17 protein-coding genes are annotated in these 22,260 nt (G+C 31.8%); 15 read left to right on the plus strand and 2 right to left on the minus strand.

The annotated features are described in order from the left end of the window. The first annotated feature begins 9 nt into the window (after positions 1–9). Positions 10–690 carry a Crp/Fnr family transcriptional regulator gene (locus RBU61_RS00090; protein WP_308877357.1) on the plus strand — a complete coding sequence of 227 codons (681 nt, stop codon included), beginning with the start codon at positions 10–12 and terminating at the stop codon, positions 688–690. Between the two features lie 39 nt (positions 691–729). Here RBU61_RS00090 and RBU61_RS00095 read toward each other — a convergent pair whose 3' ends face one another. Together RBU61_RS00095 and RBU61_RS00100 are read right to left on the minus strand one after the other, a co-directional pair. Next, positions 730–3,753, minus strand: coding sequence for an insulinase family protein (locus RBU61_RS00095; RefSeq protein ID WP_308877358.1), 3,024 nt, complete (start codon positions 3,751–3,753; stop codon positions 730–732). Between the two features lie 165 nt (positions 3,754–3,918). Next, a complete protein-coding gene (locus tag RBU61_RS00100; RefSeq protein WP_308877359.1) occupies positions 3,919–4,473 on the minus strand; it encodes a hemerythrin domain-containing protein in 555 nt (184 codons plus the stop codon). A gap of 136 nt (positions 4,474–4,609) precedes the next feature. On the opposite strand from RBU61_RS00100, the gene RBU61_RS00105 reads away from it, so the two are divergent. The 14 genes from RBU61_RS00105 to RBU61_RS00170 all read left to right on the plus strand — a co-directional run bounded on the left by RBU61_RS00105 (position 4,610) and on the right by RBU61_RS00170 (position 22,221). Continuing rightward, on the plus strand, positions 4,610–5,797 hold the full coding sequence (locus RBU61_RS00105; RefSeq protein WP_308877360.1) for an anaerobic nitric oxide reductase flavorubredoxin: 1,188 nt from the start codon (positions 4,610–4,612) through the stop codon (positions 5,795–5,797). A 163-nt stretch (positions 5,798–5,960) separates the two neighbouring features. Then, positions 5,961–7,004, plus strand: a complete 1,044-nt coding sequence (gene ytvI / locus RBU61_RS00110) for a sporulation integral membrane protein YtvI (RefSeq protein WP_308877361.1) — start codon at positions 5,961–5,963, stop codon at positions 7,002–7,004. 223 nt (positions 7,005–7,227) lie between these two features. Then, positions 7,228–8,490 (plus strand): diaminopimelate decarboxylase, encoded by a 1,263-nt coding sequence (gene lysA, locus RBU61_RS00115; protein WP_308877362.1) that lies wholly within the window; start codon positions 7,228–7,230, stop codon positions 8,488–8,490. A gap of 256 nt (positions 8,491–8,746) precedes the next feature. After that, on the plus strand, positions 8,747–9,892 hold the full coding sequence (gene alr, locus RBU61_RS00120) for an alanine racemase (RefSeq protein WP_308877363.1): 1,146 nt from the start codon (positions 8,747–8,749) through the stop codon (positions 9,890–9,892). Between the two features lie 10 nt (positions 9,893–9,902). Beyond that, positions 9,903–11,078 carry a M20 family metallopeptidase gene (locus RBU61_RS00125; RefSeq protein WP_308877364.1) on the plus strand — a complete coding sequence of 392 codons (1,176 nt, stop codon included), beginning with the start codon at positions 9,903–9,905 and terminating at the stop codon, positions 11,076–11,078. A gap of 15 nt (positions 11,079–11,093) precedes the next feature. After that, entirely contained in the window at positions 11,094–11,891 is a 798-nt protein-coding gene (locus tag RBU61_RS00130; protein WP_308877365.1) for a M55 family metallopeptidase, read from the plus strand. Between the two features lie 75 nt (positions 11,892–11,966). Beyond that, positions 11,967–13,826 (plus strand): sigma 54-interacting transcriptional regulator, encoded by a 1,860-nt coding sequence (locus RBU61_RS00135; protein ID WP_308877366.1) that lies wholly within the window; start codon positions 11,967–11,969, stop codon positions 13,824–13,826. Between the two features lie 22 nt (positions 13,827–13,848). Then, the gene (locus tag RBU61_RS00140; RefSeq protein ID WP_308877367.1) at positions 13,849–14,934 is read left to right on the plus strand and encodes a dipeptide epimerase; all 1,086 of its coding nucleotides are present in this window, start codon (positions 13,849–13,851) and stop codon (positions 14,932–14,934) included. 252 nt (positions 14,935–15,186) lie between these two features. Next, a complete protein-coding gene (locus RBU61_RS00145; protein ID WP_308877368.1) occupies positions 15,187–17,025 on the plus strand; it encodes a peptide ABC transporter substrate-binding protein in 1,839 nt (612 codons plus the stop codon). A 163-nt stretch (positions 17,026–17,188) separates the two neighbouring features. Then, positions 17,189–18,133, plus strand: coding sequence for an ABC transporter permease (locus RBU61_RS00150; RefSeq protein WP_308877369.1), 945 nt, complete (start codon positions 17,189–17,191; stop codon positions 18,131–18,133). Next, positions 18,133–19,101 carry an ABC transporter permease gene (locus tag RBU61_RS00155; protein WP_308877370.1) on the plus strand — a complete coding sequence of 323 codons (969 nt, stop codon included), beginning with the start codon at positions 18,133–18,135 and terminating at the stop codon, positions 19,099–19,101. Before RBU61_RS00150 ends, RBU61_RS00155 begins: the two co-directional genes overlap by 1 nt. A 10-nt stretch (positions 19,102–19,111) precedes the next feature. Continuing rightward, positions 19,112–20,161, plus strand: a complete 1,050-nt coding sequence (locus tag RBU61_RS00160; RefSeq protein WP_308877371.1) for an ABC transporter ATP-binding protein — start codon at positions 19,112–19,114, stop codon at positions 20,159–20,161. Further along, the gene (locus tag RBU61_RS00165; RefSeq protein ID WP_308877372.1) at positions 20,154–21,098 is read left to right on the plus strand and encodes an ATP-binding cassette domain-containing protein; all 945 of its coding nucleotides are present in this window, start codon (positions 20,154–20,156) and stop codon (positions 21,096–21,098) included. The genes RBU61_RS00160 and RBU61_RS00165 overlap by 8 nt, the downstream gene beginning before the upstream one ends. Before the next feature lie 37 nt (positions 21,099–21,135). Next, positions 21,136–22,221, plus strand: a complete 1,086-nt coding sequence (locus RBU61_RS00170; protein ID WP_308877373.1) for a peptidase C39 family protein — start codon at positions 21,136–21,138, stop codon at positions 22,219–22,221. Positions 22,222–22,260 lie beyond the last annotated feature (39 nt).

Here is a 22,260-nt window from a genome sequence, read left to right on the forward strand (position 1 = left end):
GTTGTTTGAATGGATTGTAATTGTTTTAAAAAAGAGGGAAAAAACTGTATAGAAATAGTTCCTATCTTTAGCAATTTGAATTATGAAGAAATGATGGAAGTTGCTAGAATAACGAGAGAAGAAATATTTGAAAAGGGCGAAATGATATATATGGCTGGAGACAAGGGAGAAAAACTCTATGTAATCCATTCTGGAAAGGTAAAGATAACTCGGCTTACAAGCTCTGGAAAAGAGCAGGTAATTAGAGTATTAGGACCTGGAGAGTTTATGGGAGAGTTGTCTCTCTTTAGTTCTTTACCTCTAACAGATAATGGTGAAGCACTATCAAAGACTACAGTATGTATGATAGATGGAGAAAAATTAAAAGAGTTGATGAAGAAATATCCAACAATAGCCTTAAAGGCAATGGAAGAATTGAGCCGAAGACTTGAAAATGTAGAAAACTTAATAGAAAATATAAGTTTGCAGGGAGTAGAAAAAAGACTTGCCACTAGTTTAATGACTATGGCAAATGACAAGGGAGAAATATCTCTAAAAATGAGTAAGAGAGACTTGGCTTCTCATCTAGGCATGAGTCAAGAAACTCTCAGTAGAAAACTAACAGCTTTTCAAGATATGGGAATCATAAAATTAATTGGTCATAGAAGAATTTTGTTATTAGATATAGAAGCTTTAGAGGATATAAAATGACCTCTGATTTTGCGAAATCAGAGGTCATTCTTATAAATACTATTTTATTAAACTTTTTATACTATTAAAGGAATCTTTATTGTCTTTTATTACTTTTTCATTTCCAACAGTCACAATATTATTATCCTTTAATCCCTTTTCCATCATTTCAGCAAATTTTTTCATATCTTGAGGCTTTGTATTTAATATTTCTTTAAGTTCTCTATTTAGATCCTCAGTATTAATTCCCATGAGATAATAATAATCCGCATCATTTCCTTTTTGTATGCTAGATACTGGAACATAGTATTCTGCTAAAGAAGAAATAATAAATTTCTCAAATGCTTTCTCATCTAAATCAAAGTTTTTAAGGAAATCTACGGTGCTGTTATAAGCATTATAAGTTTCTTTTAATTTTGGATCTCTATAACTCATAAGGATAATATTAGATTCGTTGATTATATCAAACATAGCACCATATGCTCCACCTTTGACACGAATTTCATTAAACAAATAGTCAGATAGAACATTGTTTAAAACCTTCATACTACCGCTATATTTATATCCACCCTTTGTAAAGTCAAAAGCCGCAAAGTTATATAAAATATCTATTGGAGATGTAAAGGCTTCGTTAGTATCTTCAGTTTTAAATTCATATTTCTGTGAAGGTAGTTTTTTAGTTTCTAATACTTGAACCAATGTATTAAGATTTTCCTTAAATACTTTGTATTCAGCATTTTCGCCAGTAATACTTATTATTAAATTATTTCTATTAAAAATAGTATTTTTAACTTCTTCAAGATTCTTGACTATTTCTTCATACTTAGAGTCATAATTTAAATCAAGTTCTGATATAAAATCATAATAACTAAAGCCAATTAAAATATCGTTATACTTGAAAATCGGTGAGAGATAAGAGAGATTTCTTATTGAAGCCGCATTCAAAGGCATATTATTCAATTGATTTTCAATATTAAACTTTGACATTGAGATAAGCTGTTTTAGCCTTTCTTTATCGTCGAATTTAGTCTTTTTTATTTCTTCTGAAATTAACTTAAACATCTGACCTATATTCTCATTAGTAGCAGTAGATGAAACGACTAATTTAGGGTTATAATCTGTATTACTTCCTCTTTTAGTTAGTACATTAGGAGAATAGTTAATACCTCCTGTATACATAGCTTCCTGTACAGGCAGCTGAGAATAGTGATATTTTTCTGTACTCATTTTTCCTAAGACTTCAGATAATAGATTTATATAAGGAATTTGTTCCTGCTTTACAGAAGATGTATCGAAATATAAATTAACACTACCAATACCATTAGTAAATAGAGGATGGTGTAAAGTAGTTATATCCCCAGTTTTACTAACATTAGTAGGAGTCTCTTCTATATTAGGTTTTAAGTCTTTCAAAGATAAAGCAGGCATAGTATCTAATACTTCTTTAGAATTAGGAGTATCATTCCATTCTTGAAGATCCTTATATTCTTTTATAATCTTTTCTATTTCCTTATCTGAAAGAGAGTCTTTATAGGCTTTAAGCTTTTCTGTTGCAGCAGCCTCTTTTTCCTCCATTAGCCCTTTTTTCGGCTGAAGAAGAACTGAAGAACTATGATTATTGTTTAAAATATGCTTTTTAATTAACTTTTCAAAATAAGGTTCATCTAATGCAACTTTTAGTTTTCTAAAGCTATCTGCTATATTGATACCTTCAAATGGATCTTCATCATATAGCCAGCTAAACATTGCTAAATTACTGTACATAAGCCCAGTATTAATATCTCTTGAATATTGCTGTTTTAAATCCAATTCTATAACATTTAAAGTGGATTTAATAAGGTCCTTGTCTATACCTTTTTCTACTATATCCTCTAAAGAAGAAAATAGGGTATTTTCAAAATTGTCCTTCATATCAGAATTGATATTTTGGGCAGTTATTGTTACAAAAGGCTGTAGAAAGTTAGGAGACATCTGTGCACTAATATTGTAAAAACCAGCTTTGTTTAGTTCTTGAACCACTGGAGAAGCTTGGTTATTAAATAGCATATAAGTTAGCACATTGAAGGAAGTCATCGTATCGACTCTAGAATCACCTTTAATAGAAAAGCTTAGAGCAACAGATGATTTACCTTCTTCAGAGTCATCAAGTGAAATAGGATACTCAACTATTGAATCTTTTCTCTTGTCAAATGGTTTTTGAACAATAGGTTTAGAATCTATTTCTTTTTTATCGAAATCTTTTAAATAATTATCATCTATAAATTTAAGTTTCTCCAATATATCGATTTTACCATAAAGATAAATATAACTATTTGAAGGATGATAATATTTGTCATAGAAATCTTTTACCTCTTGGAAAGTTAAGCTTGGTATATCAGAAGGATTTCCTCCAGATAAGTAAGCATAATTAGTTTCTGGATATAAGCTTTGCATTATAGAATAATAAAGCTGAGAATCAGGAGATGACAAAGCACCTTTCATTTCATTGTATACAACACCATTATATTGAAGAGGTGCATCTTTATCTTCAATACTATAATGCCATCCATCTACTTTAAAGAAGTTTTCATCCTTATAAAAAGAAGGTTTAAAAACCACGCTTAAATAAACATCCATTAGATCATTGAATTCTTTATCATTCATACTGGAAAATGGATAAGTAGTTCTATCTGGATAAGTAAGTCCATTTAGATTTTTAGTTAGAGTTCCCTTTACAATTTCAAAGAAGAGATTTCTAACTGGATACTTTTCTGAACCTCCATTTAAAAGTACATGCTCTAAAATATGTGGAATTCCTTTATTATTTTCAACTGGTGTTCTAAAGGAAATAGAAAATGCTTTGTTGTCATCATCATTTTCTATTTGAAGCAGCTTAGCACCACTTTTCTCATGTTGAAAAATCCTGCCAACGGAATCTAACTCTTTTAAATTCTTTTGTTCAATTAATTTGAATCCAAAATAAGTTTCTCCAACTTTTAAGTTGTTTGTCTCAGCAAAAGAAATGCTAGAGAATAAAAATGTTGATAATAAAACTACTAGTAGAATTAAAGAAATTGGTTTTTGTTTCACACTAAATTTTTGCATAATATCCCCCTTTTATATTATAATTTACTTGTACTAGTGTATTAATTGAATGGTACACCATAATTTACCATTTGTCAACTGATTTGTTAAATAAAAGACACCATAATTTTAAAAAGTGACCTAGGTAATTTTATTATATTACCTAGGTCATTTTTTATGTTTATTCTATATATATTTGCTTTCCAGCTCTTCTATTAAAGCAATATATTTTTCTTGAAGTCCTATTTCTTTAGCTGAATTTTCTACTTTTTCACATTCACTTTCAATAAAAGTTTTACTGCTATCATTTAACATATTTTCAGCAAATTTGTACATAGCGGTATTTTCCTTCTCTATATGTCTATCCAATAGATCTGTATAGGAAATTGCATTTGCTATGATATCAAGCCTTGCTTCATCGCTACCATTTTTAAATATTTCCAATGCTTTCTCAAGATTAGCCATATAAAGTCTTCCCATATCATGCTCTATATACATTCCAGTAATAGCTCCTGATTTTGCTAATTTTTCAATTTCTTTATCCATTGTTTGAAATAGTATATCTTCTTCTTTTCCATGATGGTGTTTATCTGCATATGTTCTGACAAAATCAATTATTCTTGGTAAATCATCTACATCATATTCAGAGTTAGTCATAACTCTATAGGAAAATTTCCTAATCACCTTGAGCATTTTTCTAATATTTTCGTGTTCTTCCACCATTATATTTATAGATTTCAAATCCTTCACCTCTTAAAATATCTTTATTAGGATTTTACCCTTATTTTCATAATAAATAACAAATTATTAATATTTTATGACATAAATGGGTACATATATCGTAGAATTAAATAATTAATTATGAGGGGGTAGTACAATGAGCTTTAAGATGACTGATAAAGTAACATGGGTAGGTAAGATAGATTGGGAGCTAAGAACTTTCCATGGAGATGAATACTCAACCCATAGAGGATCTTCCTATAATTCATACTTAATTAGGGACAAGAAAACAGTACTTATTGATACAGTTTGGGAGCCATTTGCTGAAGAGTATGTTGAAAAATTAAAGAGAGAAATAGACCTAAATGAGATAGACTATATAATAGCACAACATTCAGAGATAGACCATAGTGGAGCTTTACCATTGTTAATGAAGGAAATACCAAATACTCCAATCTATTGCACACCAAACGGAGCAAAAATATTAAAAGCCCATTTCCATGAAGAATGGAACTTTGTGGAGGTGAAGACAGGAGATACATTAGATATTGGAGAATCAACACTGACATTTGTAGAGGCAAGAATGCTTCATTGGCCAGATAGTATGATGACTTATATGAGTGGAGAAAATATATTATTTAGCAACGACGCCTTTGGACAACATTACGCATCAGATCTAATGTATAATGATTTAGTAGATCAAGGAGAATTATATCAGGAAGCCATTAAATACTATGCAAATATATTAACTCCATTTAGTGCACTAGTTACTAATAAAATTAAAGAGGTTTTAGGATTTAACCTACCGCTTAATATGATAGCCACATCCCATGGAATTATTTGGAGAGATAATCCAGCACAAATAATTGAAAAATATTTAGAATGGGCAGATGCATATCAAGAGAATCAGATTACAATAGTATACGATACTATGTGGAATGGTACGAAAAGAATGGCAGAGGCAATTTCAGATGGTATAAAATCAGTAAATAAAGATGTAACTGTAAAATTATACAATGCAGCAAATTCAGATAAAAATGATATAATAACTGAATTATTTAAATCTAAAGCAATATTATTTGGTTCTTCTACAGTTAATAAGAGTATAATGCACGCAACAGCAGGAATTCTTGAAATGATAAAGGGCATAGGATTTAAGAATAAAAAATCAGCAGCTTTTGGTTCTTATGGTTGGTCAGGTGAATCTGTAGCTGTAATAGAGCAGAAGTTAAAGGATGCAAAGCTTGAGATAGTGCAGGAAGGAATAAAAGAACTTTGGAATCCAGATAAAGAAGCAATATCAAGGTGTATAGAATTTGGAAAGAGTTTTGCAGAAAAGCTATAGAAAAAATCATAAGGAACAGAGGAAATATACCTTTGTTCCTTTAATTATTTACAATATTTTAGTAAATTTCACATATTTGATGGTAGTAATCCTATATAATTAATAGTATAATTATTTCATATTATTATGGCTTCATACAATGGAATATAGAGAGGGGACCAATATGTTTGATCAATTATTTATCGACAAACTTAAGAAAACAGGAATATTTTTTGCAGCCTTTACAGCAATATATGTACTTTTTTTTCTTACATTACCTTATACACTACCATTTGTTTTAGCTTTTGTATTAGCTTTATGGATAAAACCATTAAATAAGTATATTCAAAGAAAAATGAAGATTTCCAATGGGATATCCTCTTTAATAACTACCGTGTTAGTCTTTGCTATAATATTGATAATAATATTAGTCATACTACTTAAGATTACAGATGAAGCGATCTTGCTTATTACAAAGATTCCTAGCATTGAGGTTATAAAAGATTATGCAAAGGAATTGATTGATGAAGCAAGTAAAATGTTTGGGCAATTAGATCCAACTATAGTAGAAAAAACGTATCAATATTTAAGTGCCATGATGACCAATGCATTGAATATATTGATTAAAGTTTTAAATTCAATTTTATCTTTTGTACTTAAGGTACCATCTGTGTTAATGATTGGATTTATTACATTTTTGGCTACTTATTTTTTTTCAAAAGATATGAGCTTTTTCAATAAAAATTTCTATTCTATATTCTCATCACAGGGGAAACGTAGAATGGAGAATATTATAAAACAGGCAATCAGTATGATTACAGGATATATTAAGGCGTTTTCTACAGTAATTCTAATAACGTTTATTGAAACATTAATTGGATTTTCAATACTTGGTATTGAGTATGCCTTAATTCTTAGCTTTATAGCTTCGTTTATGGATGTATTACCTATAGTTGGAGTCAGTATAATCTATATACCACTGGCTATATATTACTTTATTATAGGGAATAAATTTGTAGCTGTAGGTATAATAGTATTATTGGCTGTAGTTACAGTGGTTCGCCAGATAGTGGAGCCGAAGCTAGTATCCACTAGTCTAGATATCCATCCCATAATGATTTTAGCCGCAATATTTATAGGTCTTAAAGTTTATGGATTCATTGGAATGATTTATTTGATTGCTTTAATCATATTTTACAAGATTTTAGTAAAAGTAAAGGCTATATAGATAAGTAAGTATAAGTCGATGAAAAAGTTAAATTCATCGACTTATTATATTTGTCTAAAGTCAATCAATAGTCCTAAAAAGAGGAAAATGGTACTAAAATTAGGAAAAAAACTATCAAAATTAAGATTAAATTTGAATAAAATCCAAAACTTATCCCTTTTTTAAATTGGCACATTTCTTGCTTATAATTAATGTAGAAATTATTTTATAGGAGTTGGATTAAATGAAAAATCTTATATTTGCAGGATGCGATACAGTAAAATTAGCAGAAAAATATAAAACACCTCTTTATATAATGTCTGAGGATTATATTGTAGAGAGGCTAAGGGAAATAAAAAATGATTTTTTAAATAAATATGAAAAGACAAAGGCAGTATATGCCAGTAAAGCTTTTTTAACTAAGGAAATGGCAAGGATAGTCAATAAAGAAGGTATTGGAATGGATGTAGTTTCTGGTGGTGAACTTTATACTGCCATAAAAGCAGGGTTTCCCATGGAAAATATAATATTTCATGGCAATAACAAGACTATAGATGAACTAGAATTGGCCATAGAAAATAATGTAGGAAGAATAGTAGTAGATCATATAGAAGAAATGGATTTAATTGAAGCAATAGCTAGAGAAAAAGGTAAAAAGGTTAGTATATTATTTAGAATAAGTCCTGGGCTAGAGAGTGATACCCATAAGTATATCCAAACTGGACAAGTTGACTCTAAATTTGGGATTCCATTAACTGAAGAAACTATAAGTTCCGCAATGGAAAAAGCATTGAGCTTAGAGTTTACTGAGTTACTAGGATTCCATTTCCATATTGGCTCCCAGCTTTCCGATAATGAAAATCATATTAAGGCAATAGATATAATGACAAATCTAATGAAAAAAGTTAAAGGTGAATATGGATTTATAACAAAGGAATTAAATACCGGCGGTGGATATGGTATTCATTATTCTGAAGAGGAAGAAAGAAAACCTTTATCATATTTCACGGATTCCATAATGAAAGAAATAGAAAGCCAATGTAAGGAATATAATTTAGAAAGACCTACAATAATAATCGAACCTGGCAGATGGGTAGTAGGAGAAGCAGGAATGACGATTTACTCCATAGGTGCTATTAAAGAAATTCCAGGAGTTAGGACATATGTATCTATTGATGGCGGAATGCCTGATAATCCAAGACCAAGTCTTTATGAGGCTAAATATGAAGGTGTAATTATAAATAAAATTGATGAAGAACCAACAGATATAGTTACCATAGCAGGAAAGTGCTGCGAATCTGGAGATATTTTAATCTGGGATTTAAAAGTGCCGCAAGTTGAAAGAGGAGATATGCTAGGGGTTCTATCTACTGGTGCATATAATTACTCCATGTCAAGTAATTATAATAGAATACCAAGGCCTGCCGTAGTTATGATAAGCCAAGGACAGGATAGATTAATAGTTCAAAGAGAAACCTATGATGATATATTAAGAAATGATTTATAATTAATATATATGTAACCAACATGAAACCATAATAAAAAATACACGTTTCTGCTGTTTCGAATCTGGATAACTCCTACAATTCATTCAGCTACAAAATCCTAAAATTTATGAACTCGCTTCGCTCAAACACATAAATTTCTTAACGGATTTTATAGCTTCATTCATTGGGAGTCATTCCATATTCTGCAAATGCAATCACTTAGTATTTTTTATTATGATGTTGGTTACATATGGTCGAATAAATAGGAGGATATAAATGAAGCTTTTAAGGGATACATTTCTCGAAATAAATTTAGACAATTTAATATATAACATAAAAAGCATAAGAAATATGGTAGGAGAAGATGTGGGAATAGCTGCAGTAGTAAAGGCTAATGGATATGGACATGGAGCCAATGGTATAGCCAAGGATTTAATGGAAAATGGGGCAGATTATTTAGCAGTGGCGACTTTAACTGAGGCATTAGATCTAAGAAGGAATTTTCAGGAATATCCAATATTGATTATGGGATTTACTCCTGATAGATTTTTAGAATATATAGTGAAGGAGGATCTAACTCAGACTATATTCTCCTATAACCAAGCCAAAATACTAAATGATTATGGAATCGAATATAATAAGAAGCCTGTGGTTCACATAAAGTATGATACTGGATTTAATAGACTGGGATTTAGAGACTTCGATGAAAGTATAAATCAAATAGAAAAAATATGTAAATTGTCCAATCTAAATGTAGAAGGAATATTTTCTCACCTTGCCCTTACAAATAAGGAAGAAGATGAAAAACAGTATAATAAACTTAAAAGAGTAATATCAGAGCTAGAAAAAAGAGGAATAACCTTTAAGTATGAACATATTGAGGACAGTATATCTGCAGTAGACTATCCTGAATTTAGAATGAATATGATTAGACCAGGGGCCATAATCTATGGCATAAAGGGTTTTCATTATGGTTCTTTAGACATAAAACAAGTATTAAAATTTAAAACGAAGATATATAATATAAGAAAAATCAATAAAGGAGAAGGGGTAAGCTACGATTATTTATGGAAAGCAGAAAGAGATAGTATAATTGGAACAATGCCCTTTGGATACGCTGATGGTTATCCTAGAAATCTAAGGAATAAGGGATATGTCGTGGTAAGGGGACAAAAAGCACCTATAATCGGAATAATATGCATGGATCAATGTATGGTTGATTTAACAGATATAGAGGAAGTTTCAGAAGGAGATGAAGCTATTATTTATGATGATGGAACCAACGGTTCTTTAGATATTCATAATGCAGCACTATTAGCAGAAACAAATAAAAATGAAATAATCAGTAGAATTGGTATGAGAGTGCCAAGAGTTTATATTAGAGATGGAGAAATAGTAGATATAATTGATTATATTGGTTAAGGAGAATGATATGGATATAAAAAAAAGAGTAGATGATTTATTCGGGGAATTAGTAGATATAAGAAGAGATTTCCATAAATATCCTGAATTAAGTGAAGAAGAATATAGAACCCATGAGAAGATATGCGAATATCTTCAAAATTGGGGGATAGAATATACAAAAAATGTGGCTAAAACAGGAGTAGTAGCCATAATCAGAGGGAAAAAACCTGGTAATACTGTAGGGGCTAGGGCAGATATAGATGCATTACCAATTGAAGAACTAAATAAGCTGGAGTTCAAATCTGTAAATAAAGGTGTAATGCATGCCTGTGGTCATGATATTCATACAACCATTCATCTTGGAGTAGCTAAGATTTTAAAGGAAATGGAAGAAGATATATCTGGAAATATAAAAATATTTTTCCAGCCAGCAGAAGAGACCATAGGTGGAGCAAAGACAATGATAGAAGAGGGATGTTTAAAGAACCCAGATCTTGACTATATATTATCTCTCCATGTGATGCCTTATTTAGATGTAGGTGAAATCGAATTAAAACAGGGGAAGATGAATGCAGCTACTAATGAATTTACCATAAAAGTAAGAGGAAAATCTAGTCATGCGGCTTATCCAGAACAATCAGTAGATACAATAGTTATGGCAGGATATATAATTACAGCTTTGCAATCCATAGTAAGTAGAAATGTATCTCCACTTAACTCTGTAGTTTTAACTTTAGGAAAAATCAATGGAGGAACAAAAAATAATATCATAACAGATGAAGTTATTATGTCTGGTACTTTAAGAACATTAGACGAAAACACAAGAGAATTTGCAAAAAGTAGAATAAGAGAAATAGTAGAAAATACAGCAAAGGCTTATGGTGGTGAAGGAGAGGTATACTTTGAAGAAGGTTATCCTGCCCTTATAAATAATGATGAGATAGTAGATGTTTTAAAAGATATGGCTGAGGACTTACTAGGTGAAGACAATGTAAAATTTAAAGAGTTTCCAAGTATGGGAGCAGACGATTTTTCCTATTTTTTAAAAGATGTCAAAGGAGCATATTATAACTTAGGATGTGGAAATAAGCTTGAGGGATGGACATCTCCAATTCATAATGGGAATTTCATGGCAGATGAAGAATGTATAAAGGTAGGCGTTCTTTTGCAGACAAAGACTTTACTTAAATTATTAAATATATAATGGGGGAATGAAGAAATGAAGGTTTATATTAGCGTAGATATAGAAGGAATAACAGGGGTGACTAATTGGAATGAAACAGAGCTAGGTCATGGAGAATGGCAGTGGGCAGTTGAACAAATGACAAGGGAAACCATAGCAGCCTGTGAAGGGGCTTATGATGCTGGTGCCACAGAAATAATCGTAAAGGATGCCCATGATTCAGCAAGAAATATGAATATATCTAGACTTCCAAAAGGGGTAAAGGTCATAAGAGGATGGGACTCATCTCCTGAATCAATGATGGCAGGTATAGACGATAGCTTTGATGCCACCATTTTTATAGGGTATCATTCAGCAGCAGGAGAAGATGGAAATCCATTGGCTCATACAATGAACTCTCAAAAAGCAACATGGATAAAAATCAATGAAGAAATAGCATCTGAGTTTACAATTAATACATTGATATCGGAATATTATAATGTCCCAGTAGTGTTTTTATCAGGAGATAAAATGTTATGTGAAAGTGCAAAAAAACTAGTTCCCAATATAGAAACAGTAGATGTAAAGATGGGAAAAGGCGGTGCCACCTTTAACATTCATCCAGATACTTCTTGTGAACTGATAAAAGAAGGAGTAAAGAAGGGGTTAAAGAAAATCCATGAATGCAAAATAGAATCTCCAAAAGAGTTTAAAATGGAAATAAGATTTAGGGAACATAAAGATGCTAGAAGGGCTAGTTATTACCCAGATGCTAATCTTATAGACCCTCATACAGTGGAATATATAGCTAAAGATATTCAAGAAATGATAGTAGCAAGAATGTTTATATTATAAATTTTAATGGAGTACTACAATAAATCGCCAAAAAGTGATATAATTGAATAAATAATATCTCTAAAGGGTGATAAAATGGCTTTAAATTCCGAATCCTATACAAAAATGTTTACTGATATGATGTCTGAAGGATTTATAGTAATAGATAATAAAGGGATAATTCAGATATACAATGAAAAGGCCAAGGAAATTTTTGGTATAAGGCAAGAGGGGCAGAAACATCACAGGGAAGGAAGAATAAATCCTGGTGACATAGTTATTATCGCTAATAACTCCATAGGGCAAGATGATGGAAAGATGGATTCCACGTCATTAAAATTTCTAGGGATAAATGATAATAGCATAGGTACAGGAGATTGTCTTATTGTAATTGGAGTTTTTGATAAAAAGGGAATGATAAATCCAGTATTTAAGACTCTAAAAAATTATCATAAGGAGGATTTCCTAAAATTAAAAACAGAATATTTAGAAATCCCTATGGAGATAGAAATAGATTTTGTAAATAAATTAATATCCATCAAAGTAAGAGATGAAGAGTTTATGATAAATTATATAAATGCTATTGGTCATATGGTAGTTTTAGATGGAATAACTAGAGAAATGAAATTTTATCAATCCCATGGATATACTGCAAGGGAAGAAAGTATCAATGACTTATTAAAGGGAAAAGTATATAGGTCTAAAGGCGAAAATACCGAGACTTTAGATGTAATAGGAAAAAATATATTTCAAATTCATAAATCAGATTCCATAATTCAAGAATTCTTTAATGTAGCTAAGGGTGAAAACATTAGTTATATTGATAGATTTGAAGATATTAATGGCTATCCTACCATGTGTACACTTTTACCTGTTGAAAATAAAAATAATAGAATAGGTGCAGCCTTAAAAGTTGAAGATATTTCAGAAATAAAAAGGATTATAAGGGAAAGAGATAATGCCATTAATAGGCTGGAAAAGGCAGAGTCTCAATTAAATGAGGAAAAAGCATTAAACAAGGCATTTCCAGACTTTGCAGGGGACAGTGAACAAATTGAATCTGTAAAGAGAATGGCTTTAAAGGCATCAAAAACTAATTCAAATGTATTACTTTTAGGGGAAAGTGGAACAGGAAAGACTATTCTTGCAAAACATATCCATGAAAATAGCAAGCTCAAAGATGAAAGTTTTGTTCATGTAAACTGTGGAGCCATACCTGAAACGTTGTTGGAATCTGAACTATTTGGATATGAGAAGGGAGCCTTTACAGGTGCACTTTCTGAAGGGAAGAAAGGATTCTTTGAAATAGCCAACAGTGGAACCATATTTCTAGATGAAATTGGAGATATATCCATAAATTTGCAAGTCAAACTATTGCAAATTATCCAGGAAAAATGGTTCTATAGAGTAGGTGGTACAGAGAAGATTAGAGTAAATATAAGAATAATTGCTGCCACTAACAAGAACTTAGAGGAAGAAATGTTAAAGGGAAATTTTAGAGAAGATTTATATTATAGAATAAATGTATTTCCTATATGGATACCGCCCTTAAGAGAACGAAAACAAGATATAATTCCATTAATAGACTTGGTACTTCCTAAAATATGTAGAGAAATAGGCTGTAGACCCAAGAGGATTTCTTCAGAGGCTATTAATATATTGCTTAAATATAATTGGCCGGGAAATATAAGGGAATTGGAGAATATCTTAGAAAGGGCTGTCAACTTAGCTGAAGGAGACAATATACTTTCTAAACATATAAACCTAGGTTTAAATAAACAAGATAGTGAAGATAAAAATATAATATCCCTTAAGGGTTCATTAGAGAAATATGAAAAGAAACTTATACAGGAAGCCTTATCTATATATAAGGGAGATAAGAAAAAGGTAATGGAAGCTTTAAAAATAAGTAAGACCAACTTTTATGATAAAGTAAAGAAGTATAATATAGAATAAGATATTATCAAGGAGGGATTAAATGAAAATAAAAGAAATAAAAGTGGGTGAAATAGCTGTACCTCTTAAAAAGTCTTTTAAAACTGCCCTTAGAACAGTTCATAGTATTGAAGATATAGTAGTTAAAGTAATTACTGATACAGGTCATGTAGGATATGGAGAAGCTGCCCCTACAGCAGTAATTACAGGAGATACTAAGGGTTCCATAAGATGTGCCATAGAAGATTATATAGCACCTCAAATAATAGGGTTAGATATAGAAAATATAGAAGAAATAATGACTAGAATAGATAAATCTATAATTAAAAACACAAGTGCTAAAGCAGCAGTTGATATAGCTGTATATGACCTTTTTGGACAACTACATAATTCCCCTTTATATAAACTTTTAGGAGGATATAAAAAGGAAATAATTTCAGACTTGACCATAAGTGTAAATGAGCCTTCTGAAATGGCAGAAGATAGTATTGATGCTGTAAAAAGAGGATATGAAACATTGAAAATAAAAGTAGGTCTCGATTCAAAGATGGATATGGAAAGAATAAAGGCCATAAGAGATGCCGTTGGATATGATATAGATTTAAGATTAGATGCAAATCAAGGCTGGAAACCAAAGGAAGCCGTCATGTTACTTAGAAAAATGGAAGATAAGGGATTTAATATAGAACTTGTAGAACAGCCTGTATTAGCCAATGATATAGAAGGGCTAAAGCTTGTAACAGATAATGTAAATATACCTATATTAGCTGATGAAGCCGTATTTTCACCTGAAGATGCAGTGAAGATAATTCAAAATAGAGCAGCAGATTTAGTTAATATTAAATTAATGAAAACAGGTGGTATTCATAATGCATTAAGGATATGTTCTGTTGCAGAAATATATGGAGTAGAATGTATGATAGGGTGTATGTTAGAAAGTAAATTAAGTGTAAGTGCAGCAGTTCATTTGGCAGCATCTAAAAAGATAATAACAAAAATAGATTTAGATGGACCAGGATTGTGTAAAGAAGACCCAATATTAGGTGGACCGGAGTTTAATGATTATAGAATTATTTTAAATGATGAACCAGGATTAGGATTTAAGGAAATTAGAAATTTAAGCTTCTAAGGTATATGGAGTTGACGATTTGTCAACTTGCGTCAATAATTATCAGACAATTAGGACAATATAAACTTGTCCAAATCTTCGAATAACTTGCTTCTGTAGATTGAACATTCCTATTTTAAAGGCATAATATTTTCATAATCATAATATGTAGTAAGTAAACCTTAAATAAATTGATACTAAAATCATTATCTTAAGGAAGGAGGAAAAGTTAATAATCTTGTATAAACTTTTAAAAAATAAAGGGGGATTACAATGAAAAGGCTAATGGCACTGATGTTAGCGATAATGATGGTTTTAGCAGGTTGTTCTAAGGGAAAAACAGATAAGACTTTAGGAAACGAAGGAGAACTTGTTGAATATTCGGAGGTTTATTCAGGAGAAATCACTACATTAAACTACTTAGTAACTGCAAATTATAATGAGTTTGCTTTAGCTGCAAATATGGTAGATAGTTTAATCGACTATGATAAATATGGAGTCCTAATACCTGGTCTAGCAACTGAATGGGAGAGTTCAGAGGATGGATTAGTTTGGACTTTGAAAATCCGTGAGGGAGTAAAATGGCTTACTTATGATGGTAAGGAGTATGCAGAAACTAAGGCAAAAGATTTTGTAGATGCTGCAAAATACTTACTAGATCCTAACAATGAGTCTCTAACAGCAAATATATTTTATAGTGTAATTAAAAATGCAGAGGAGTATTATAATGGAGAAATAGATGATTTTGAACAAGTAGGAGTAAAAGCAGTAGATGATTATACATTGGAATATACTCTTAAACAAAATACCCCATACTTCTTATCAATGCTTAACTATGTTTGTTTCTTACCTGTTAATGGAGATTTCTTAGAAGAGGTAGGAGATAGATTTGGAACTGATAATACTAATGTTTTATATAATGGTGCTTATATAATGGAAACCTTTGAACCACAGACTAGAAGAATCCTTACAAAAAATGAACAGTATTGGGATAAAGACAATATATTTATAGATAAGATAAAGGAGACCTATAACCAAGAGGCTGCAACACTGGCACCAGAACTATTTTTACGTGGAGAAATTGATTATGCTGAGATACCTGCTTCTTTAATAGAAGAATGGATGAAGGATTCAACTAAGAAGGATTTAGTTAGACCAATTAGAACAACTTTTTATACCTATTTCTATGCGTTAAATTTCGACCCTAAATTTGATGCTGAATATGAACCAGATAACTGGAAGATTGCTGTCAATAATGTGAACTTCCGTAAATCCTTATTCCATGGATTAGATAGAAAAGCTGCCATGACAACAGCTGAGCCTTATGATCCAGAACAAAGGTTAGCAAACACCATTACACCAAAGAGCTTTGTTGACATTGACGGAGTAGATTATACTGAACTAGGTGGATTAAAAGAATTCGCAAATACTGATTCCTTTAATGAAGAATTAGCAAAGGAATATAGAGACAAAGCCATGGCAGAGTTAGAAGGGAAGGCAAAGTTTCCGGTAATAGTATATATGCCATATAACTCTGGTGGAACTGAATTGGCAAATAGAGTGCAGGTTATAGAGCAACAGCTGGAAAATTTACTAGGTAAAGATTATATTGATATTCAAATAGATCCAAAACCACCTACAAACTTCTTATCAGAAGTAAGACGTTCAGGGAAATATGCATTTTTAGAATCTAACTGGGGACCTGATTATGCAGATCCTGAAACATATACTGATCCATTTACTCCTGGTTCAAACTATAACTTCCCAGAATTTGTAGAAGGTTATACTGATGCCAATGGAGACAAAACTTATACTAACTTAACAAATAAAGCTAAAGCAGAAATTCTAGACATTGATAAACGTTATGAATTATTTGCTGAAGCAGAGGCATTTTTAATCAAAGAAGCATTTGTTATTCCTTATGCACTTGGCGGTGGAGGATATGCAGCCGGTAGATTAGATCCTTTTGAATCCCAATATTCACCATTTGGAGTATCATCTCAAAGATACAAAGGGCAGCATTTAATGGAAAAACCTATGAATACAGAAGAATATAAGGCTGCACTTGAAACTTGGAAGAAAGAACGTGCAGAGGCACTTAAAAAACAGTAAATAAAAATCAAAGACCTAAGGATTATAAGCTGATAATCCTTAGGTCTGAAAATTAATATACTGTAGTTTAATGAAAAGCACTTGGTCTAAATACACCTTAGTAAGACATTTGACTTTTCTTAGGGCTTAATATAGTTGATCTACAGAGAAAAGGGGGAAAAAAATGCTAAAATATTCTATTAAAAGATTATTACAATCTTTGTTTACCCTGTTCATCATAGTTACCATAGTCTTTCTTCTTATGCGATTACTTCCTGAAGAAGGATATTTTGGGGCTTCCTATGAAAAATTAGATGAACAACAAAGAGAAGCTATATTGACCAGTATGGGACTTAGGGACCCTATACATAAACAATTAGTTAATTTCTATAAAAATATATTAACTGGTAATCTAGGGCAATCTATTACCTTTAGACCTAAGGTGCCTGTTATAGACATAATAAAAGATAAGGTACCATATTCCTTATACTTTGGATTGGCAGCCATAGGAATGTCCTTATCTGTGGGAGTAACCTTAGGAATAGCCATGGCCAAAAATAAAAATAAGTTTTGGGATAGGTTTGGAACAGGATATGTTGTATTTATAAGGGCAGTGCCTGCTGCTGTATATTTTCTATTCTTACAATTATATATAACAGGGATTTTCAAATTGCCAATGCTATTCGATATAGATAAACCTAAGACTTGGATTTTACCAGTCATATCCATGTCATTAGGTGGAATAGCCAGTTATGCAATGTGGATGAGAAGATATATGGTAGATGAACTTAATAAAGACTATGTTAAATTAGCCAGAGCTAAAGGGCTGAAAAGTAAGTCTATAATGGTAAAACATATATTTCGTAATGCTTTCGTTCCAATGGCACAATATCTGCCGGCATCTATATTGTTTACCATAGCAGGTTCAATTTATATAGAATCCTTATATTCAATTCCAGGTATGGGAGGACTATTGGTAGAGGTTATAAAAAGACAAGATAACACCTTAGTACAGGCTTTAGTACTTATATACTCATCAATAGGTATAGTTGGATTATTTTTAGGAGATTTACTTATGGCCATATTTGATCCTCGGATAAATTTAGACAAAAAAGGGGGCGCTAGATAATGGGAAAAGGTGCAGTAAATAAATTAACAGAGGTCATAAGCAATGACTTATTCCAGTTTGCAGAATATAATGAAGCAGAAGCTAAACGTGGAGGTTATTCAAACTACTCTTATTGGCGTTCCACCTGGCAAGTTTTTATACAGAATAAAGTAGCAGTTTTTCTTTTAACTCTAATGGCTCTTTTATTAATATTTACAATGATTCAGCCTTATTTGCCAAATCAAAAGGTGCCAACTGAGATTCATATAAATCCAGATACGAAATTGCCCCTTTCAAATAATCCGCCTGATTCAGAGTTTTTGTTTGGAACAAATTCCATTGGGCAAGATCTTTGGTCACGTATATGGAGTGGTGCTAGAACATCACTTCTCATTGGATTAATAGTAGGGGTTTGGGAAGCAGTGATAGGAATTACTATAGGTGCCATGTGGGGATATATACCGTGGCTAGATAGACCTATAACAGAAATATATAATGTAATAAACAATATTCCAAAAACTATAATATTAGTCTTAATGACTTATATAATGAAGCCAAGTTTATATACCATGATAATCGCCATGGGGTTAACTAGTTGGATTGATATGGCTCGTTTTGTAAGAAATCTAACTGTCATTATTAGAGATAGAGAGTATAACTTAGCATCAAAGTGTTTAGGTACTCCTACTAAGAGGATTATAACTAAAAACCTATTGCCTTATCTAGTCTCGGTCATAATGTTGAGTATTGCATTATCAATTCCTCAGACCATAGGATATGAAGTGTTTTTAACTTATATAGGTTTAGGACTTCCAGTTAGTATTCCATCCTTAGGAAACCTTATAAATGAAGGAAGGCTCCTTATGATGGCTCCAACACAAAGATACCAATTGATTTTTCCATCAATAATTATTTCAATAATAACAATTTCATTTTATATGATGGGAAATGTTTTTTCTGATGCGGCAGACCCAAAAAACCACGTATAGGAGGTGTACTATGGAAAAGGAAAATATTATATTATCTGTAAAGGATTTAGTAATCAAATTTAAACTAAGAGGTGATATATTAACAGCCATAAGAGAAGCTTCCCTAGATATATATGAAGGAGAAAGTCTAGCCATAGTAGGGGAATCGGGATCTGGAAAGTCGGTTTTTACTAAAAGTTTTATGGGACTGTTAGATGGTAATGGTTGGATAGATTCTGGAAGTATAATATTTGAAGGAGAAGAAATATCAAAATATAATAAGGAAGAAGATTGGATTAAAATTAGAGGAAAGAAAATTGCCATGGTATTCCAAGATCCAATGACATCTCTAAACCCATTAAGAACCATTGGGAAACAAGTTCAAGAATCAGTAGAATTACACCAAGGGTTAAAGAAAGATGAAGCAAAGAAAAAGGTAATAGAAATACTGGAAGATGTGGGAATTTCTGAGCCAGAAAAAAGATATACACAATATCCCCATGAGTTTTCAGGAGGTATGAGACAAAGAGTAGTCATAGCCATGGCAATAGCTTGCAATCCAAAGGTGTTAATATGCGATGAACCTACTACGGCTTTAGACGTAACTATTCAAGCTCAAATCTTAAAATTACTAAAAAGTCTTAAGGAAAAATATCAGTTGACTACTATCTACATTACTCATGACTTAGGAGTTGTTGCCAATGTAGCAGATAGAATAGCAGTTATGTATGCAGGAGATATAGTTGAAATAGGAAAATGTGAGGAAGTATTTTATAATGGACAACATCCATATACCTGGTCACTACTATCTTCCCTCCCTCAACTGGGAATAAAGGGGGAAGATTTATTCACAATTAGAGGTACTCCCCCAAACCTTTTCTATGAAATAAAGGGAGATGCCTTTGCACCTAGAAATCCTAAGGCATTGAAAATTGATTTTATCCATAGACCGCCTTACTTTGAGGTAAGTTCTAGTCATAAGGCAAAGACTTGGCTACTAGACCCTAGGGCACCAAAAGTAGATCCACCAGAATCCATAAAGATACTAAGAGAGAAGTGGGGGGTAGTTAGTAATGGTTAATAAAGAGAAGGAGGCCTTATTAGAGGTAAAAAATTTAAGGGTAGAATTTGGCAGAAAAAAGAAGAATAAATTTGTAGCTGTAAAAAACGTGAATTTTAATATATATAGGGGAGAAACCTTTGGATTAGTTGGAGAATCTGGATCTGGAAAGACAACCATAGGCAGAGCCATAATAAGGCTAAATGAAACAGCAGGCGGAGATATTATATTTGATGGAGAAAAGATTAACGGAAAAATAAATAAGGAATTAGATAAGGAAATAACTAAAAGAATTCAAATGATATTTCAAGACCCTATGGCATCATTAAATGAAAGGGCAAAGGTAGATTATATAGTATCAGAGGGACTTTATAATCTAAAAAACTATAGAGATGAAGAAGAACGGAAGGAAAAGGTAGAAAAGGCATTAATCGACGTTGGATTGTTACCTGAATTTCTAAGTCGTTTTCCCCATGAATTCTCAGGTGGACAGAGGCAAAGAATAGGAATTGCAAGATCTGTAGTAATGGAGCCTGAGTTAATAATAGCAGATGAGCCTATATCGGCACTAGATGTATCTATTCGAGCTCAAGTATTAAACTTAATGAAGGAATTACAGAGAAATAAAGGATTAACTTATTTATTTATAGCCCATGACTTATCCGTAGTAAGATTTATAACAGATAGAGTAGCTGTTATTTATAAAGGTGAAATAGTGGAATTGGCTGAAACTGAAAAGCTTTATAAAAATCCTCTCCATCCATATACCAGATCTTTGTTCTCTGCTATTCCACTACCTGATCCACGGGAGGAAAGAAATAAAGTATTAGAAGTTTATGATCCAGATTGCCATGATTATGAAAACAATCCGCCAAAATGGGTGGAAATAGAGCCTGAACATTTTGTATTAGCAAATGATGAGGAGTTAGCAAAATATATAAAAATGCTAAATAATTAAGATATTAGAGAATCTTAATTATTCCGGGGGGATCAATATGTTTAGGAAAATAATCTTTATATTACTGGGGGTAATATTGTTTATGAGTGGATGTAGTAATTTAACTAAAACAAAAGAAATATTCCATAGTGGAAATTTAATTGTCAATGGAGTGGAAGATTTTAAAGAAGGGGAAAGGGAAAGTATTAGTATCAATAATGAAGACGGAATTGTTTTAGAAGATTCATCTCTTCAAGGAAAATATACATCACCAATAATAGCCACAGAAGATTTTAATGAATTAGTAGCTTCTTGGAATGTAGATACACCGGAGGGAACTGAAATTGAACTGCTTCTTAGGGTAAAGGTTGAAGAACAATGGACTGATTGGTTTACTTACGGAAAATGGACTCAAAATGGTAATAGAGAAAGTGTAAATAATCAGGAAGATAAAATTGCAAAAATGTCAACGGACACACTGGAAGTACTTTGGGGAAAAGATGCAGAAGCTATTACCTATAGTATAGAGTTGAGACGTAAAAATATAGCTGCTCCTGGGCCAAAGGTGAAAAATATATTTTTGGCTTTAAAACTTAGGGAGGAAGTAGAGGATGTTTCTGCTTTAGATGAAGAATATTTAGTTGAACTTAATGTACCTGAAAGGTCACAGATGGTAGTCCCTGAAATAGGAAATGTAATATGTAGCCCTACATCCTTATCTATGGTACTGGAATACTATGGACACAATATAGCTACAGTAGAAGTGGCAGAAAAGGTATTAGATAATGGAGCAAACATTTATGGAAATTGGTCTTTTAATGTTGCATACGCAGGTACTAAAGATATATACTCTTATGTGGCTAGATTTACATCTATTAAAGATATAAAAGAAAAGATTTCAAAGGATATTCCTGTTATAGCATCTATAAAATCACAGTCAGAAAACTCCTTAATTGGAGCACCTCAAGCATATCCATCTGGACATTTACTGGTAGTAAGAGGGTTTACAGTCAAAGATGGAGAGGAGTATGTCATAGTAAATGATCCAGCTGCCCCAGAAGTAGAAACAGTACGCAGGGAATATAAAGTATCTCAATTTGAGAGGGTATGGAACAAAATGGTATATATTCTAGAGAAAAAATAGATTAAAATATAAGGCCTCGAAGGTTTAAAGATCTAGAGG

Origin of the sequence: Tissierella sp. MB52-C2 (assembly GCF_030931715.1) — a bacterium.
GTDB lineage: Bacteria > Bacillota > Clostridia > Tissierellales > Tissierellaceae > Tissierella.

Excerpts from the sequence above, each read along its gene's own strand:
- RBU61_RS00145 (WP_308877368.1), top strand. The coding sequence starts at position 15,187 with ATGAAAAGGCTAATGGCACTGATGTTAGCGATAATGATGGTTTTAGCA.
- alr (WP_308877363.1), top strand. The coding sequence starts at position 8,747 with ATGAAGCTTTTAAGGGATACATTTCTCGAAATAAATTTAGACAATTTA.
- RBU61_RS00165 (WP_308877372.1), top strand. The coding sequence starts at position 20,154 with ATGGTTAATAAAGAGAAGGAGGCCTTATTAGAGGTAAAAAATTTAAGG.
- ytvI (WP_308877361.1), top strand. The coding sequence starts at position 5,961 with ATGTTTGATCAATTATTTATCGACAAACTTAAGAAAACAGGAATATTT.
- RBU61_RS00135 (WP_308877366.1), top strand. The coding sequence starts at position 11,967 with ATGGCTTTAAATTCCGAATCCTATACAAAAATGTTTACTGATATGATG.
- RBU61_RS00140 (WP_308877367.1), top strand. The coding sequence starts at position 13,849 with ATGAAAATAAAAGAAATAAAAGTGGGTGAAATAGCTGTACCTCTTAAA.
- RBU61_RS00160 (WP_308877371.1), top strand. The coding sequence starts at position 19,112 with ATGGAAAAGGAAAATATTATATTATCTGTAAAGGATTTAGTAATCAAA.
- RBU61_RS00170 (WP_308877373.1), top strand. The coding sequence starts at position 21,136 with ATGTTTAGGAAAATAATCTTTATATTACTGGGGGTAATATTGTTTATG.
- RBU61_RS00125 (WP_308877364.1), top strand. The coding sequence starts at position 9,903 with ATGGATATAAAAAAAAGAGTAGATGATTTATTCGGGGAATTAGTAGAT.
- lysA (WP_308877362.1), top strand. The coding sequence starts at position 7,228 with ATGAAAAATCTTATATTTGCAGGATGCGATACAGTAAAATTAGCAGAA.
- RBU61_RS00150 (WP_308877369.1), top strand. The coding sequence starts at position 17,189 with ATGCTAAAATATTCTATTAAAAGATTATTACAATCTTTGTTTACCCTG.
- RBU61_RS00130 (WP_308877365.1), top strand. The coding sequence starts at position 11,094 with ATGAAGGTTTATATTAGCGTAGATATAGAAGGAATAACAGGGGTGACT.
- RBU61_RS00155 (WP_308877370.1), top strand. The coding sequence starts at position 18,133 with ATGGGAAAAGGTGCAGTAAATAAATTAACAGAGGTCATAAGCAATGAC.
- RBU61_RS00090 (WP_308877357.1), top strand. The coding sequence starts at position 10 with ATGGATTGTAATTGTTTTAAAAAAGAGGGAAAAAACTGTATAGAAATA.
- RBU61_RS00095 (WP_308877358.1), bottom strand. The coding sequence starts at position 3,753 with ATGCAAAAATTTAGTGTGAAACAAAAACCAATTTCTTTAATTCTACTA.
- RBU61_RS00105 (WP_308877360.1), top strand. The coding sequence starts at position 4,610 with ATGAGCTTTAAGATGACTGATAAAGTAACATGGGTAGGTAAGATAGAT.